11 protein-coding genes are annotated in these 16,419 nt (G+C 57.0%); 5 read left to right on the forward strand and 6 right to left on the reverse strand.

All coding sequences use genetic code 11. The annotated features are described in order from the left end of the window. On the reverse strand, positions 1–480 hold the full coding sequence (locus INR77_RS14940; protein WP_223071794.1) for a (2Fe-2S)-binding protein: 480 nt from the start codon (positions 478–480) through the stop codon (positions 1–3). 99 nt (positions 481–579) lie between these two features. On the opposite strand from INR77_RS14940, the gene INR77_RS14945 reads away from it, so the two are divergent. After that, entirely contained in the window at positions 580–918 is a 339-nt protein-coding gene (locus INR77_RS14945) for a tRNA-binding protein (protein WP_223071795.1), read from the forward strand. A gap of 114 nt (positions 919–1,032) precedes the next feature. Here the strand turns inward: INR77_RS14945 and INR77_RS14950 are convergent, their stop codons facing one another. From INR77_RS14950 to INR77_RS15970, 4 genes are all read right to left on the reverse strand, one after another. Beyond that, on the reverse strand, positions 1,033–3,006 hold the full coding sequence (locus INR77_RS14950) for a tetratricopeptide repeat-containing sulfotransferase family protein (RefSeq protein ID WP_223071796.1): 1,974 nt from the start codon (positions 3,004–3,006) through the stop codon (positions 1,033–1,035). Between the two features lie 74 nt (positions 3,007–3,080). After that, entirely contained in the window at positions 3,081–5,729 is a 2,649-nt protein-coding gene (locus INR77_RS14955; RefSeq protein ID WP_223071797.1) for a TonB-dependent receptor, read from the reverse strand. A gap of 369 nt (positions 5,730–6,098) precedes the next feature. After that, a complete protein-coding gene (locus INR77_RS15965; RefSeq protein ID WP_255573817.1) occupies positions 6,099–7,025 on the reverse strand; it encodes a BCCT family transporter in 927 nt (308 codons plus the stop codon). A gap of 10 nt (positions 7,026–7,035) precedes the next feature. Beyond that, entirely contained in the window at positions 7,036–7,842 is an 807-nt protein-coding gene (locus INR77_RS15970) for a BCCT family transporter (RefSeq protein WP_255573818.1), read from the reverse strand. 319 nt (positions 7,843–8,161) lie between these two features. On the opposite strand from INR77_RS15970, the gene gdhA reads away from it, so the two are divergent. Together gdhA and INR77_RS14970 are read left to right on the forward strand one after the other, a co-directional pair. Then, the gene (gene gdhA / locus INR77_RS14965) at positions 8,162–9,517 is read left to right on the forward strand and encodes an NADP-specific glutamate dehydrogenase (RefSeq protein WP_223071798.1); all 1,356 of its coding nucleotides are present in this window, start codon (positions 8,162–8,164) and stop codon (positions 9,515–9,517) included. A gap of 240 nt (positions 9,518–9,757) precedes the next feature. Continuing rightward, positions 9,758–11,773, forward strand: coding sequence for a HAMP domain-containing methyl-accepting chemotaxis protein (locus INR77_RS14970; protein WP_223071799.1), 2,016 nt, complete (start codon positions 9,758–9,760; stop codon positions 11,771–11,773). Between the two features lie 70 nt (positions 11,774–11,843). On the opposite strand, the gene INR77_RS14975 is transcribed toward INR77_RS14970, so the two are convergent. Next, positions 11,844–12,872: a tetratricopeptide repeat protein gene (locus tag INR77_RS14975; protein WP_223071800.1), complete on the reverse strand. Its 1,029-nt coding sequence runs from the start codon at positions 12,870–12,872 to the stop codon at positions 11,844–11,846. Positions 12,873–12,993: 121 nt separating this feature from the next. Here INR77_RS14975 and INR77_RS14980 point away from each other — a divergent pair, with 121 nt between their 5' ends. Then, the gene (locus INR77_RS14980; protein ID WP_223071801.1) at positions 12,994–15,546 is read left to right on the forward strand and encodes a cyclic nucleotide-binding domain-containing protein; all 2,553 of its coding nucleotides are present in this window, start codon (positions 12,994–12,996) and stop codon (positions 15,544–15,546) included. Then, positions 15,546–16,409, forward strand: coding sequence for a hypothetical protein (locus INR77_RS14985; protein WP_223071802.1), 864 nt, complete (start codon positions 15,546–15,548; stop codon positions 16,407–16,409). The genes INR77_RS14980 and INR77_RS14985 overlap by 1 nt, the downstream gene beginning before the upstream one ends. Positions 16,410–16,419 lie beyond the last annotated feature (10 nt).

The following is a 16,419-nucleotide window of genomic DNA, read 5'->3' on the forward strand; positions in this document are numbered from 1 at the left end:
TTATGCCTCCTCTTCACGCGGCTGAGCTTGCCCGCTTGCCACTTTGATCGCACGCCGGATGCGGGTGTAAGTGCCACAACGGCAGATATTGCCGCGCATCGCTGCATCAATGTCGGCATCGCTTGGCGAAGGATTGTCGCGAAGGAGAGCCGTGGCGCTCATGATCTGACCCGATTGGCAATATCCGCATTGCGGCACTTGCTCTGAAATCCATGCGGCTTGAATGGCGCTTGCAAGACCATCCTCTCCGCTAACGCCTTCAATCGTGGTGACTTCGCGCCCCTCGGCCATGCTCAAAGGCGTGGAGCAAGAGCGGATCGGGTCGCCATCCAAATGCATGGTGCAGGCCCCGCATTGCGCAATGCCGCAGCCAAATTTGGTGCCGGTCAGCCCCAATTTCTCCCGCACCGCCCAAAGCAGCGGCATATTGGGATCGGCGTCAATGGTCACGGCTTGCCCGTTAAGGACGAAATTGGCCAAGGCTTTTCTCTCTCGTTTTGCTAAGTTGCGTGCTGCAATCTATCTGTCATAGCCGCGAAGTCAAAGCGCGATTGTGCCCCTCACAAAGCGGAAGAGAGTATGGCTGAAATTTCCTTCGATGATTTTCTTGAAGTGGACATTCGCACAGGCGAGGTTGTGCGCGCCGAACCCTTTCCCGAAGCGCGCAAGCCAGCGATCAAGCTTTGGGTCGACTTTGGTGGCGAGTTGGGCATCAAGAAAAGCTCGGCGCAGATCACGGTGCATTATACACCCGAAAGTCTTGTCGGCCGCACCGTGATGGCGGTGGTAAACTTTCCCCCGCGTCAGATCGGCCCGTTTATGAGCGAGATTTTGGTGCTGGGCTTTGAAGATGAGGAAGGCGCGATTGTGCTAGCGGCGCCGGATAAAGACGTGCCTAAGGGTTCGCGACTGATATAAAAAACTCGTCATTGCGAGCGTAGCGAAGCAATCCATGAACCGAGGGTTCACCTAGGCGAAACGGTCGCTTTATGGATTGCCGCGTTGCCTGCGGCTCCTCGCAATGACGACCAGCTAAGCAAGGTCGCCGAGCGCCTCTTTCAGCGGGTCCAACCAAGGCTCAAAGGGCTTCCACGCATCCTGTCCCTTGCGGTTGATCGGCTGGCGCACCTGTTCAGAGGAAGCAGTGCGCACCGCGCGGTCGGTCTTGTGGAAGGCGAGGCATTGTTCTTCAAACGGCACGTCGAGGAAGTCGAGCATTCGCCGCGTCTGGCCCTCAAGATCGTCGAGCACATCTTCGTGTTGCACGCGCAGCACTTTGCCCGGAAGGACGGTGTCCCAATGGTCCATGAGGTCAACATAATCGGCGTAGTATTGACCGATTTCGTGGAGGCCGTAAGTGAACTCCTGACCTTCGGCGAAAAGCTGTTTGAAGCCTGAAAAACAGCAATCCATCGGCGCACGGCGCGCATCGATGATCTTGGCATTGGGCAGGATCAGATGGATGAGGCCAATGTGCCGGAAGTTGTTCGGCATCTTATCGATGAAGAACGGCGCACCCTGGCGATGGATGCGGGTGTTCTCGATGAAGTCCGCGCCGAATTTCTCAAGCTGCTCAGCGGTGAGGTCATGCAGAATTTGCGGGTAGAGCGATTGGCCCGCCTTGCGCCCCCGCAGCCGGTGGGCAAGCGCCAGAATATTGGGCAATTCTAGCGTCCCGTCGATCTGGCTGTGGCTGGCGAGGATTTGCTCAAGCAGGGTTGAACCAGCGCGGGGGAGCCCAAGGATAAAGATCGGATCGGGTGCCTTGTGCCCTGCGCCTTGGTGCTTGGCGAAAAGCTCGCTCGTGCAGTGTTCTTTCTGCCGCGCGAGCTCCTTGCTCATGGCTTCCGCTTTGTAACGGGTCTGGGCGCGTTTGAGGCTATTGCCGGCGTCGTAATTCGCAAACGCGGCCTCGTAATCACGTTCGTCTTCACACGCCTTGGCAAGCGCAAAGTGAAGGTGCACGCGGTCCATGAAGGCAAGGTCCGGGCGCTGAACTTGGCGCTTCATTGCGGCGATTTCCGCGCCATCAAAGCGATAGGTCTTGAGATTGGCGAGCGCGTAATAGGCATCGCCGTGATCGGGCTTGGCGGCAATGGCGGCGCGGTAGCTTTCCTCCGCCTCGCCCCGGTCGCCCTTGGTTTTAAGCGCGTGGCCTCTGCTGGTCAGGCTTGCGGGGTCATTGGGCAGCTTTTCGAGCACTTTATCAAACAGCTCGAGTCCACCTTCATAGTCGCCCATTTGAATACGCTCAATCGCGAGGCGGGATTGGAAAACAGGGCTGTCGGGATCGCGCTTTATAAGCAATTCGGCCTGTTCGAGCGCCTCCGCCGATTTCTGCCGCCGCCGCAGCGCGTCGATATAATCCAGCCGAAGCTGTACGTCGTCTGGCGAAAACTCGACTGCGCTTTCGAGAAGAAACTCTGCATCATCAAGAACGCCAAGTTCAATCCCGATCTTGGCAAGCAGCCGCATCCCCTCAATATGCGCGGCATCTTTCGAGGGATGGGTTATGAGGTAATGGCGACAAATTTCTTCGGCCCGCGCAATACGCCCTTCTGCAAGATGGTTTGTTACCGCCACTAATTCGCGCGGCAGTTTTGCCAACCGCTCCTGTTGCGCCTTCGCAGCGTTTGTCTGAGCCATGCGGCCAGCCGCCGCTTCAAGCCGCGCCTGCTCGCGCCAGCTTGCCTCCAATGCCGGGTTGAATCGGGTAGCGCGAACAAACGCCGCCAGAGCGCCCTGCTCGTCCCCGCGTGCCAAAGCAAGGTGCCCCTGCTCCTGCCAAGCGCGGCCATATTCGGGCATGGCGGTATGGAGCGCCGACAAATGCTCCGCCGCCTCGTCAAATCGCTTCAGATAGCGGCACGCGACCGCCGCCATGTAAAGCGCCTCGCCGTCGCTTGGTTCGTCAGCGAGAATATCCTTTGCCGTTTGAAGCCCCGCCTCAAACTGCCCTGCTTGAAGCGCTTTTTGCGCGGATTGTAATTGCTCTGTGCGGCTCATGCGTATCCCTTAGACAGCAAAACGGCGGGAGTGAACATATGCCACTCCCGCCGCTTTGAAATTGTGCTGTCCGATTAATAGTCGAACGAAACGCGCATACCCACCGTCAATGGACGGTTGATGACGATGCGCTCACGGTCATTTCCAAAAGTACCGGAAATTTCGGCCCGCTCGTCTGAAAGGTTCTCACCGAAGACTTCAAAGCTCCAACGGTCCGCTTTTACACCTGCAGACAGGTCAAAAGTGGTGTAGCTGTCTAGCTTGATCTTGTTGATCTCGATGATGTCGGTGAACTTGGATGCCGAATAGGTCATCTGCGGCTGAATGTAAGCCTCAAGCGTGTCCGACACATCCCATTCGTAACGCATACGGATGTTGCCTTGGAAGCCTGGCGCATAGGCCAATTCTTCGCCAGCGATCACATCATTCGTCGGGATCAGCACGTCGGTGATCTCTGTATCGAGGATCGAAAACGCGCCAGCAAAACTCAACCCCGGTGTCGAATAGGGTGCAATCATGAAGTCCGATTCAATCCCGTAAATCTCTGCATCCGCCGCATTGGACGAGAAGAAAAGGTTGGTGATCGAAGGATCGAAAATCTGGGTTTGCAGGTTTGAAATATCGACGAAGAAGGCCGAGCCGTTCCAGCGGAATTGACCATCGATTAGGTCGAGTTTCCAACCCAGCTCGTAGTTCTTCACTTCATCGGTATCGAGCTCGAACGGAACGACGAAACCGCCTGCACCAACAGCGCCGCCCGGACGGTTAAGCAAGCCTGGACGGAAGCCTTCCGAATAGGTTGCATAGACCAGCGTGTCAGGCGTTGGCGTCAAAGTGACGGTGCCTTTAAAGATAACGCCGCTTGTGTCTGCCACATCGGGAGCGCGAACGGCGTTAAAGACCTGCGTTGCCTGAGCTTCGGTAAGGCCGGCGGCCTGAATATCGGCAAGGCTATCGTTGAGGTCGAACGTCTGGCGCAGCGACGCGTCACACGATCCGATAAAGGTGAATTGACCATCCCCATTATACAGGTCGCTGATGTCGGTGCCGAAGGCATTGGCATCCTGCGCTGCGCCCGAGTTACAGAACGAACCGTTGGCGGACCCTTCGAAGTCGACTTCAACGTCGTAGTAACGCGCGCCCAGTGTTACCGAGAGCAGGTCAGGTACGACATCGAATTTGGCTTCACCGAAGATGCCGAATTGCTCATCGGTCCGGCGAATGTCGTTCCGGAAGATCGTCTCGGCAGGGAACGGACCGGGGTCCGATGTAAAGCCGGTCGTTTGCGGGAAGTTGGGAGCAAACGGACCGAAAGGCTGCGCCAGCACATTGCCAGGGTAGGCAAAGTCCACGCGCTCTTCGAGGCTAAGGTCGGAATAGAAAGCACCGGCCTGAACGCTCACACGCCAGTCATCAGGTGTCGAGAAACGAAGCTCTTGCGTAAACACTTCGGTGTTCGACACAGAGTTGATGTAAAGATTTGGCGCCTGACACGTGCCGCTTGGGTCATTGCCGGTGCCGGGGTAAGATACCGATCCATCGCAGATGTAATATGGCAGATATTGCCCGGCAAACAGGTAGTCGGTGTAATCTGCGCGCTGATCGCTTTCGCGGTCGGTATAAGCGCCGGTGTAGATTACATCGAGCCAGCCGATACGCCCTTCGACGGTCCAGCTGGTGTTCGAGAAATCGTCTTCGAGACGGTCCTCTTCAAAACGCTCAATCGCGAGGTCTTCAAGCGTCGGATCGACGAAGAACACGCCATCTGATTCAAGGCTCTGACGCTGGTGCGAGATGTTGACGGTCCAATCCGGGGTGATTTCCCAGAGGCCCGAAACACGGAAGCCCGCATATTGCGTGTCGTTAAAGTTCTCTTGCGCAAGGCCAGCGTTGTCAGCTTGCAGGAAGGTCACGCCCGACAGGTCGTCGGTCGATTGGAAACCAGCGCGCACCGCAGACACCGGAACGCCATTGGCGCGGACCGTGCCCTCTGGGCGAAAACGCGCGCTTTCAGTAAGGTCACGGGTGCCCGGCACATTGTCGATATAGCCGCCTTGGTCATCAAGGTATGCCACACCGCGAAGTGCAAACGTGTCGGTGACCGGCACGTTGATCATAAATTCGCCCTGATAGCTTGCTTCACCGCCCTTGGTGAAGGAAACCCCAGCTGACGACTTCGCTGAGAAACCGGAAAGGTCAGGCTTGTTTGTGATGAGGCGCACAACGCCTGCTTGCGAGCTTGCACCAAACAGCGTGCCTTGAGGGCCGGAAAGCACTTCGATCCGCTCAAGGTCAGCGGCGTAAACGTCGAGGTTACGGCCCGGCTGTGAAAGCGGTTGATCGTTCAGGTAAAGCGCGACGTTCGGAGCAAGACCCGCAACGCCAGCAACCGTGATATTTGGCGTGGTGGATGCAAGACCGCGGATGTAGATCGTGCTTTGACCCGGGCCATTGCCGCCAGCTGTGACCGACGGGATTTGATCGAGGTAATCTTCGAATGTGTCGATGTTGAGTTCATCGAGCTGCTCTTCGCCGATGGCCGACACGGAAATCGGCACATCCTGCAAATCTTCGCTGCGACGTTGCGCGGTAACGACGATGGTGCCGACACCGCCTTGACGCTGCTCTTGAGCAGCAGGAGCCGGGGCGTCTTGCGCCGCGACAGGTGAAGCGATTGCAACCGCCAACGCGCCTAGCGACGCGCCGGTAATGATGTTCTTCATTATGTATTCCTCTTGGCCTGCGGATGAAGGGTGCGGCGCGAAGGGGCGCCAGCTCATCCAGGAAGAGCGCGCTCAACACGAATTGTAGAAAAACAAGACATGGGGCGCGCGAGCGCGGGAACTAACAAGACGAATCGCCTCTGGCCACCGGGGTGCCGCCCATTTCCCAAAGCTATGAAACAGTGTTGCAATGAAACAACAATGTAATGCCGAGGAAGAACAGATTCATGTATTCACAAGGAAACATGAGTTAAGCATGGATTTATAAAGAAACTTCTTCAAGTATGTAGAGCGTGAATTCACTTTAGTTTTTGCAATCACATTATTTGAACACTTTTACTTGAAAACCTTAAGTGGTCATTCAAGTCCTCACTTGCACGTAACTTCTCCATCCCAATTCTCGCAACCCTCGGCAGTGGTGGGTATGCCGTGCTTTTTGCGAATGAGGTCGTAGACAATCGCTTTCACAATCGCGATGCCCATCAGAAACAAGACAAAAGAGAACGGCAAAGCACCGATAATCATTGTGATGCGAATGGCCTCAAGACCGCCAAGGATGAGCATTGAGCCCACCACCATGGCAAGCGCCAGCCCCCAAAAGATGATGTGATAGCGCCGCTGCCCCTCATCATCGCCCGCGCCGTTAATCGTGTTGACGATCAGGATGGCGCTGTCAGCAGAGGTTATGAGATATGTCATCAGCAAGATAACGATCAGCGCTGCCACAATCGAAGCCACCGCAGGATCGAGCAGCAGCGCCAAGGTCGCAAACAATTGATCAGCCATCGGCGCATCGACAATAGAGCCGCCAGCAACGCCCGACAGCTCAAGATCAATCGCGGTCCCGCCCACAAGGGTCATCCAGATAAAGCACATGAGCGAAGGCACCATGGCAACGCCCAGCACATATTCACGCAAGGTGCGTCCCTTGGAAATGCGGGCGATAAACATACCGACAAAAGGCGCAAAGGCGATCCACCAGGCCCAGTACATCACGGTCCAGCCCAATTGCCAATCGACCAGCGCCTCCCCCACCTCGCTGCCATCGCTGCTGTAAAGGGTGAGCGTTTGCTGCGGCAAAGTGATGAAATAGTCCCACAACCCCTGTCCCAAAAGCTCAAGTCCGAACAGCGCTGAACCAACACCGACGAATAATGCAAGGAGCGCAAAGGACAGGCCCATATTGAGGTTAGAGAGCCATTTGATGCCCTTGCCAACGCCGGAAAGCGCGCTGATGGTCGAGGCGCCGACCAGCACAGCCAAAGCGACCACAATCGCTATAGCAGACGCGCCCATCTGCTGCGTTTCAGGGGTCCATCACCATCAACCAGTCGCCAAACCCGATGCGGTACAAACCTGCGACAAATTGCTCGACGCCAAAGCCAAGCGTGTAAGAGACGCCAAGGATCGTCGCGACCACAGCCACCACGTCTACCACATGGCCCCAAAAGCCGGACAGGCGCTCTCCAAAAAGTGGCGCAAGGCTTGAGCGGATGGTCAGTGGCAGGCCGCGGCGGTGCGCAACATAGCTGATCCCTAACCCAACAAGCGCATAGGTGCACCACGCGCCAAACCCCCAGTGCAGAAAGGTGTATAGATAGGCCGGACGCACCGCTTGTGCTGAACGCGCCTCAATCGTGCCGCGAATAATATCGGGATTGTTGGAAAAGTGCGCGAGCGGCTCTCCAGTCGAGAAAGTCAGCATCCCTATGCCGATGCCTGCGCCAAACAACATGGCGAACCAGGAAAATCGCGTGAATTCAGGCATCTCACCCGGCCCGCCCAGCCGCAATCGCCCTGAAGCCGGCCAAAGCGCAAGGCCAAGGCACGTGACAATCACGGCTGCGACCAGATAGACATACCAGCCGCCGAAAATCTCGATGATCGAATTGTTGGCAATCTGAAGGGTTGCGATGGCCTGCGCGGGGAAAAAGATCGCCCAGATAATAAGAAACGAGACGATCACCTTGCCCGGAATGGCGACCTCTCGGGCAAAGCCGTCATAAAACCCTGCGTCATGGGTATCGATTGGAAGTTCGACCAGAGGCGGCGCAATCGGGAGGTCAGAGCCGGTGTCGTCGCGAGTGTTCTGGTCAGCTTGCGGGCTGTGCATGAAAAAAGTGCGTCCGATTTTTGTGCCGCAAAGGTCGCAAGGACTGTGCGGGCCGGGTTCGTGCCGGACTGACAAAGGGAGCCCAGCTGCGCGAAAAGCTCTGATGGCTGCGCTTGCTCAGGTTCCTGCTTTACCCAGCTTCGCGCGCCATTTGCAACCCCGCGCTGGTTGGCACCACTGGCTATGACCCTTGCCTTTTGGAGCTTGGAGACGGGAGTGTGTATGCTTACACTTGCGCCAAGCGCAGTTTTTGCCGATACACCCGCCACGCAAAACAAAACAAAGCGGTCGCGTTGTTTCCATTTTGGGGGGTGTAGCAATGCCGGTTTCCGACCACGTAAATCTCGAACAATTCATGGAAGGCGTGAAAAAGCGCAATCCGGGGCAACCAGAATTTGTCCAGGCAGTCCATGAGGTTGCTCAGGACATTTTTGAATTTATGGCCGATAAGGTCGAATATCACGAAGCGCAGATCCTTCGCCGGATCGCTGAACCTGACCGCATCGTCAGTTTCCGCGTATGCTGGGAAGATGACAATCACAACATCCGCGTCCAGCGCGGCTGGCGGGTTCAGAACAACAATGCCATTGGCCCCTATAAAGGCGGCATTCGCTTTCACCCCTCGGTGACCGAAAGCGTCCTGAAGTTCCTCGCCTTTGAACAGACTTTCAAAAATTCTCTGACCGGCCTTCCCATGGGCGGGGGCAAAGGCGGCGCAAACTTCAACCCCAAGGGTAAGTCCGACGCGGAAGTCATGCGTTTCTGCCAAAGCTTCATGACAGAGCTTTATCGCCACATCGGCCCCGATACTGACGTACCAGCGGGCGACATTGGCGTTGGCGGGCGCGAAATTGGCTATATGTTTGGTCAATACAAACGCATTACGGGGCGCTGGGAAGGCGTTCTGACGGGCAAAGGTCAGGAATATGGCGGCTCGCAAATGCGGCCCGAGGCGACCGGCTATGGTGCGGTTTATTTCCTGCAAAATATGCTCAAGCACAAAGGCATGGATGTCGAAGGCCACAGCGCTGTTATTTCGGGTTCCGGCAATGTGGCGACCCATGCCGCCGAGAAAATCGTCCAGCTTGGCGGCAAGGTTTTAACCTTGTCGGATTCGGGCGGTTTTATTCATGATCCTGACGGCATCACCCAAGAGAAAATCGATTGGGTAAAGCACCTGAAGAACGTCAAGCGCGGTCGGATCAGCGAATATGTGGATGAATTCTCAGGCGCCACCTATCATGAAGGTGAGCGTCCGTGGAGCGTCGCAGCCGATCTTGCACTGCCTTGCGCAACCCAGAACGAACTTAACGAAGACGAAGCCAAAGCGCTCGTCGACAATGGTGTTAAGGGCGTATCGGAAGGCGCAAATATGCCAACCACACTTGAGGGCGTGAAGGTCTTCCACGATGCAAAGATCATGTACGGTCCGGGTAAAGCCGCCAATGCTGGCGGTGTGGCGGTGTCCGGCCTCGAAATGAGCCAGAACTCAGAGCGCATCAGCTGGAACCACGAACGCCTTGGCGAAATGCTGACCGATCTGATGGCGGGCATCCACGAAAAATGCACCGAATATGGCGACCAGGGCGACGGTTATGTCGACTATGTGAAGGGCGCAAATATCGCAGGCTTCAAGAAAGTCGCCGATGCGATGCTGGCGTTTGGCGTTGTCTAAAAACAGGTTCTTTGAAACCTGAAAGAATATCAAAGCGAACAATTGAGGGGCGCTTTCCTATGCGGGAAAGCGTCCCTTTCTTGTGTCTGAACGTGACGCGGGCATTTTCGATGAGAATGTGAACATCTTAGTCCTCAAGCTCCGGCGAGCTACCTACTCTCCCCTCAACGCGATCCAGTCATTCCATGGTTAAACGCCGACATCCCGCACTCGAATTTTTCAATGTATTGAGGAACGGCCGTGACCATCAACCAAGCCAGCACCCGCATTGGCGGCGCCGTCATCGCTTTAATGCTGATCGCCGGTATCGTCGCATTTCTGGGCATCAACCAGATCAGGTTCGGCGGCGAAATGGACCGCCGCGACAGCCAGGTGAACGAATTCAAGGCCGACATCCTTCCGCCGCCGGAATATCTGGTTGAAAGCTATCTGGTCGCCAATTTGCTGGTGCGCGAACCGGACAATTTCAATGCTCACGTCTCAACGCTTAACCGTCTGAAAAAAGAATGGCGCGAGCGGGCTGATTACTGGGCGGCATCTGATCTTCAGGACAATTTGAAGTCTGGCATTGCCAAGACCGTGGCAACGGATGGCACAGCCTTCTGGCGTGAGATCGAGGAACGATTGATTCCCGCGATGCAGCGCGGCAACCGGCGTGCAGCAGAGGCGTCGCTCCAACGCCTTGGCGCACACTACAATTCGCACCGGGCCACAATCGACACTCTCGTTGCAGGAGTGGACGAGCTTTCAGAAAGCCTGGCTGAAAGCTCCTGGACGACCGTCCTGTGGGTCAAGATCATGCTCGCAATAACCGCGCTCATTCTGCTTCTTGCCAATGTCGGCAGCTTGTATTTCCTGCGTTCAAAGGTTCTGGCCCCTATCAAGGAAACCGCCGACACGATGGAAGCGATGGCTGCGGGCAACCTTGATGCTGGCAAGCGCCACGATCATGCTGACGATGAAATCGGCACAATGACCCGCGCGATCGAAGTCTTTCGCGCGAACAGCAAAAAGCAGGTCGAGGATGGCCTCAAGCAAGAGGAGGTCGTCGAGCTTGTCTTCAATTCGCTTCGCCGTCTCGCTGGAGGCGACCTTGCTTTCCGCCTGAACAAAAAGCTGGACGAACAATATGAGCCACTGCGCAAAGGCTACAATGAGTCCGCCAATGAGGTTGAAGCCCTGATTGAGAGTGTGCGCAATTCGGTCACAAATGTGCGCCAAGGCGCGAGCGAAATCAGCGCAGCATCCAATGATCTCGCGCATCGCAACGAAACTCAGGCCGCCAGCCTTGAAGAAACCGCTGCCGCGATGAAGCAGGTGACCGATCTTATCCGTCAAACCGCGACGAATGCTTCTGAAGCCAAAACATCCATCGACGAAACCCACAAGCAAGCCACAGACGGCGGACAAGTGGTGACCAAAGCGGTCAGCGCAATGGATTCGATCGAAGCCTCCTCAAAGGAGATCACACAAATTATTGATGTGATCGAAGGCATCGCGTTCCAGACGAACTTGCTTGCTCTTAACGCCGGGGTCGAAGCCGCGCGCGCGGGTGATGCGGGCAAGGGTTTTGCCGTGGTTGCCACCGAAGTGCGTGCGCTGGCTCAGCGCAGCGCTGAGGCTGCCAATGACATCAAGCAACTGATCTCAGCTTCGACCGCAAAAGTTGATCAGGGTGTGTCTCTCGTCGGAGAGACGGGCAAGGTTCTGGAAGGCATTGTTGCGCGCGTTGGCGAGGTAAATGCGCAGATTCAGATGATTGCCGAGGGCGCCAGCGCTCAGGCGAGCAGCATTGAGCAGGTCAGCGATGCCGTAGCCGATATGGACAAGATGACGCAGCAAAACGCCGCAATGGTCGAAGAGACGGCAGCGAGCGCGCGCAATCTTTCGGAACAGTCAGAAGAGCTTGCGATCCTCATCGGCAAGTTCCGCACCGATGAGCGAAAGGCCCCGCGCACAGAGCCGCAAGCTGATGATGAGAGCATTTACCTGCCGTTGAGGGGGAAGAAGAATCCAGCCGTGGCGCAGGCACAAACCACTCCAAGCCTGCCGCCGCCCGCGCCCAAAAAGCCGGTTGAAGCGGTTGCCCCAACGCCCGCACCCCAGCCCCAAAAAGCGCATACGCCCCCACCGCCTGCGCCACCTCCAGCGCCTGAACCGGTTCCACACGCTCCCATGCCGGAGGTGGCCGGTAATACAGCGCTGCAACCGGAATTTGATGCGTTTGAAGACGATCAGGATTGGAGCGAGTTTTAGGAGCGCCCGCACCAGACAAATGACGAGGGGCGTTTCCACTCCGGTGGAAGCGCCCCTTCTCTTTGCACTCTCACTCAATCCCCAATTGCGCCGCTTGCCGCCGCAATTCGTCCGCATTGCCAGGATTGGCGGCGACCGCTTTGTTCAACGCCTCGCGCGCCTTGCCCCGCTCCCCCAATGTCATGCGGCTGCGCATGAGCATCACCCAGCCATCAAGGTTGCTGGGGTCGTCTTCGAGGCGGGTTTCAAGGCTCTCGACCATGCCCGCAATCATCGCCTCCTGATCGCTTGCGGACATTTGGCGCGCCTCATTCACCTGCTGAGCGGTGGGACCACGCACATTGGCGGACGCATTATCGCCTGCCATTTGCCCTGAGCCGGGGATGGCGATTTCGGGGGTGCGGGTGGACATGACAGCGCTCAGGCGGTCTTCCACATCAATCTCATTGATCGCTGCGACCTGCTGGATCGTGCGCACCACATCGCTTTCCCATGGCGCGCCGACGGGCGTGTCCTCAAGCAGCGCTAGCCAGCCGGCAAGAGCGCCCTCATGATCGCCGTCGATGTCTTTCTTAACCGCCAGAAAATAACGCCCGCGCGGATCATTTGCGTCCAGCTCGACCGCTTTGGCAAATGCCTCCAGCGCGGCTGGCGGGAGAGGGTCCGCATCGGCTTGCTCTGCGTCCACCGCCATCACCCGAGCTTCGCCGAGGGCAGACCATAAAAAGGCCGAGCTATCGTCGATTGCAACTGCGCGTTCATAGGCATCGACTGCCTCGGCAAATTCGCCGCGCTCAAAATGGGCAAAGCCAAGCTCGGACCAGGGTCCTGCGTCATCGTCCGCTGCTTCAGCCGCTGCGCGCAATTCCTCAATCGAGGGAGTGCCATCCGCCGATGCGACATCTTGCGTGCTATCCTCGCCGCCGGAATAAACATTGTAGCCAATAGAGGCGACAGCCAGAAGAGCAGCGCCACCCAACAAGACCCAGCCCGCTTTGCCGCCGGATGGATTGGTCGTTTGTTTGCTGGATTCGCGGCTTGATGGCTGTGCCCCGGATTGGTCCTCGCCAGCGGGCAGCTCAGTTAAATTGTCGCCCATTTACCCCCTCATTTCCTGAAAAATACCCGGATTCTGTGCATTTTGTACTAGCATCGCCGTTCAAAAGCGGCAATTGTAATGCCAATTGGGATCGACAAACCATGCGTGGATTGTCTTGGAAATGCCTGATCTATCCAAAGGGGGGGATAGATTGTCTGACGTGTTCAAAGTCGCGATTATTGGCTCTGGCCCTGCGGGGATGAGCGCAGCTGGCCAGGCGGCCAAGCGCGGGATGTCGCATATCCTGCTGGAAAAAACCGACCACCTCTCCGACACAATCTTCAAATACCAAAAGGGCAAGCACGTTATGGCAACCCCTTCGGACCTCGCGCTGCGTGGCGGGGGTTACGAAGAGGGCGTTCATGCCGGCATGGAATTTGAAGAGGGTACGCGCGAGCGCATCCTTGGCATTTGGAACAAGCATTGCCGGATCGTTGACCCCAGCATTCCCGAACCTGACCACGAGGTACAGGATTTCGAGATCAACACGCGCCTCAACGCTGAAGTCGTCGGGGTCGAGGGGGAGAAGGGTAACTTCTCCGTTAAACTCAAAGACGGCGACACGATTCAAGCTGAGACGATTATCCTTGCGATCGGAACGCAAGGCAACCCCAACCTGCTGCGCTGTCCGGGCGCCGATCACCCGATGATCACCCCGCAATTGGACGACCCGGAAGATCACTTCGACAAGAATGTGATTGTCGTTGGCACTGGCGATGCCGGGATTGAAAACGCGCTGGGCCTCGCCACTGATCCCGCGCTTGGCAACACGGTGACCATCCTCAATCGCGGCACCGATTTTGCAAAGGCAAAGACCAAGAACGCGACTGACCTCACCTCTGCCGATGAAGAGGGGTATTTGCGGATTGCCTATCGCACTTCACCCGCAGAGGTGCGCGATGGGGAGATGGTGGTCGAAACGGAGACTGGCCAAGAAGTCATCCCATGCGACATGATCATCACGCGCATCGGTTCACAGCCGCCGCGCCGTTTCATCGAAAGCATGGGGATCGAATTCACATCCGAAGACCGCAGCGCCTTCCCCAAGCTCTCACCAGAGTTTGAGACGACCAAGGAAGGCATCTTTGTGATCGGCGCGCTCGCGGGCTATCCGCTGATCAAGCACTGCATGAACCAGGGCTATGACGTCATCGAATATCTCGCCACTGGCGAGGCGGTGAAGCCGGCGGACGAGCCGCTGCTTGAGAAGGTGTTCGAGAACCTTCCCGGCAACAGAAGCGTTGATTATTGGCTTGAACTTTACCGCACGCAAGTGGACCTGTTCGGCGGTCTTTCGACGCTGCAAATGCGTGAGCTTATGCTCGATTCCATATGCTCTGCCTTTGCGCCGGGCGAAGTTATATTCAGGCGCGATGAGCCTGGATCATCGCTCTTTGCCATCGCTCAAGGCAGCGTTGCGGTGGAGGTCAATCCCAACGATCCTTCGATCACCGTTCCCATCGGCCAAGGCTCGATCTTTGGCGAGGTTGGCCTTGTGTCCGGCCGCCGCAGGGGCGCGACCATTCGCGCGGCAGAAGATGTTGTGGTGGTCGAACTCTCACGTAAAGCTGCTCTGAAACTCATCGGTTCCTCACCCGAAGCAGCCGAAGCGGTCAAACGCATATCGATCGAGCGGCAAATGCTGCAATTGTTCGGTTCAGGGCTCACCCCTGATGATGTGCGCCCGCTGGTGGACAGCGCCGTCACCGAGGAAATCAGCGCAGGAAAACCTGTCATCACCGAAGGCGACACCGAGGACAAAGACGTCTTCATCGTGCGCTTTGGCTCTATGCGGGTGGAAAAGGGCGAAGGCGGCGATACGACCTTCCTCGGCCTTATCCCGGCAGGCAATCTTTTCGGTGAAATGGGCGTAATCGACGGACAACCCCGGATGTCCACCGTGCGCGCGGCGGTCAAATCGGAAGTGATCCGTATTCCGGGCGAAGCTTTCCTCGAACTGCTCGATAAAAAGCCGCAATTGCGCGAACGCGCGCGTCAAATCATGGATGATCGCCGCCGTTCCAACGAAGAGATTGAAACACAGAAAAGCAAAGAAGACGGCAAAGTCGACAGCTTTTCCGGCCTTGCCTCCTTTCTCTTTGACGAAGGGATGGGCGAGGCGACTGACGCGCTTCTGATCGACGAACGTTTGTGCATCGGCTGCGACAATTGCGAGAAAGCGTGCGCGGACAGCCACGAAGGTTTGTCGCGCCTCGACCGGGAGACAGGCAAGACCTTCGCCTATCTCCACGTGCCGATCTCGTGCCGCCACTGCGAGCACCCGCACTGCATGACCGATTGCCCGCCTAACGCGATCCAGCGCGGCGCGGATGGCGAAGTCAATATCAACAAGGACACCTGCATCGGCTGTGGCAATTGCAAAAGCTACTGCCCCTATGGCGTCATCAGCATGGAGCCTGCCCCGCCTGAAAAGCCGAGCTTTTTAAGCTGGCTTTTGTTCGGCAATGGTCCGGGCCCTGGCGAACCGTCCTATTCGTGGCGCAAGGAAAACGGCGACCCAAACAAAGCCAAAAAGGCAGTCAAATGCGATATGTGCGCCGGGATCGAAGGCGGTCCTGCTTGCGTTCGAGCCTGCCCGACAGGCGCGGCCATCCGCGTTGCGCCTGACAAGTTCCTCACTCTGGCAAAAATGACAGAGGACGTTGAAAACTAATGGCTAGCGTTCCCGGCAATAGGTTCTCCGCAGACGAGAAACGGCGTAACGCTGATCACATCAGCTTTCTCAAACACCGCCGTTTCCGCTGGCTATGGATTGCGCTGCTGCTCAGCGTGGTGAGTATCCTTGGCTATGCCCTGATTGATCAGGAACCGCGCCCCAACGGGGGGAGCTGGTATGGCTATACGCTGGGTACGATTGGCCTGTTGCTGATCGTGTGGCTGTCGCTTTTGGGTGTTCGCAAACGCCGGATGTCCGAAGGTTCGTGGAGCCTTAAGGCATGGACCAGCGCGCACGTTTATCTGGGCCTTTCTCTCATTGTTGTGGGCACGCTGCACACCGGGTTTCAAATCGGGTGGAACGTTCATACGCTCGCCTACGCCTTGATGATGATCGTCATTTTGAGCGGGATTTGGGGCGTATATGCCTATGCGGTGCTGCCTAAGGAACTGTCGGCCAGTCGCGGCGACAAGACCGGCGGCGATATGCTTGAAACCATCGCGGACATCGACAAAAAGCTTGAGAGCGCAGCGCAGCCCTTGGGCCGCGAGGGTTCTGATCTTGTGCTCGGCGTTCTTCGTCAGGATGTATTCCACGGCGGCGCGCTCGCCCGCCTTACCAATTCCTATCCCGGATGCGCCACGGCAAAGGCACGTGCCGGCATCCCCGCGTCGGGCAGCGAGGCCGAGGCGCGTGTGCGCGAGCTTCTTTCAGCGCGCGCCGAACAACTTGATCAAATCCGCCGCTATCTTCGCATCAAGGCGATGCTTGAGATCTGGCTCTTCATCCACATTCCTGCAACGATCGCCCTGCTCGCAGCGCTTCTCGCGCACGTGATCAGCGTGTTCTATTACTGGTGAGGGGGACAAC

The organism is Erythrobacter sp. SCSIO 43205 (genome assembly GCF_019904235.1).
Taxonomy (GTDB): Bacteria; Pseudomonadota; Alphaproteobacteria; order Sphingomonadales; family Sphingomonadaceae; genus Erythrobacter.

Bases quoted from the DNA above. Each gene is read 5' to 3' on its own strand.
- INR77_RS14945 (WP_223071795.1), top strand. From the start codon at position 580: ATGGCTGAAATTTCCTTCGATGATTTTCTTGAAGTGGACATTCGCACA.
- INR77_RS14975 (WP_223071800.1), bottom strand. From the start codon at position 12,872: ATGGGCGACAATTTAACTGAGCTGCCCGCTGGCGAGGACCAATCCGGG.
- INR77_RS14955 (WP_223071797.1), bottom strand. From the start codon at position 5,729: ATGAAGAACATCATTACCGGCGCGTCGCTAGGCGCGTTGGCGGTTGCA.
- INR77_RS14950 (WP_223071796.1), bottom strand. From the start codon at position 3,006: ATGAGCCGCACAGAGCAATTACAATCCGCGCAAAAAGCGCTTCAAGCA.
- gdhA (WP_223071798.1), top strand. From the start codon at position 8,162: ATGCCGGTTTCCGACCACGTAAATCTCGAACAATTCATGGAAGGCGTG.
- INR77_RS14985 (WP_223071802.1), top strand. From the start codon at position 15,546: ATGGCTAGCGTTCCCGGCAATAGGTTCTCCGCAGACGAGAAACGGCGT.
- INR77_RS15970 (WP_255573818.1), bottom strand. From the start codon at position 7,842: ATGCACAGCCCGCAAGCTGACCAGAACACTCGCGACGACACCGGCTCT.
- INR77_RS15965 (WP_255573817.1), bottom strand. From the start codon at position 7,025: ATGGGCGCGTCTGCTATAGCGATTGTGGTCGCTTTGGCTGTGCTGGTC.
- INR77_RS14980 (WP_223071801.1), top strand. From the start codon at position 12,994: ATGCCTGATCTATCCAAAGGGGGGGATAGATTGTCTGACGTGTTCAAA.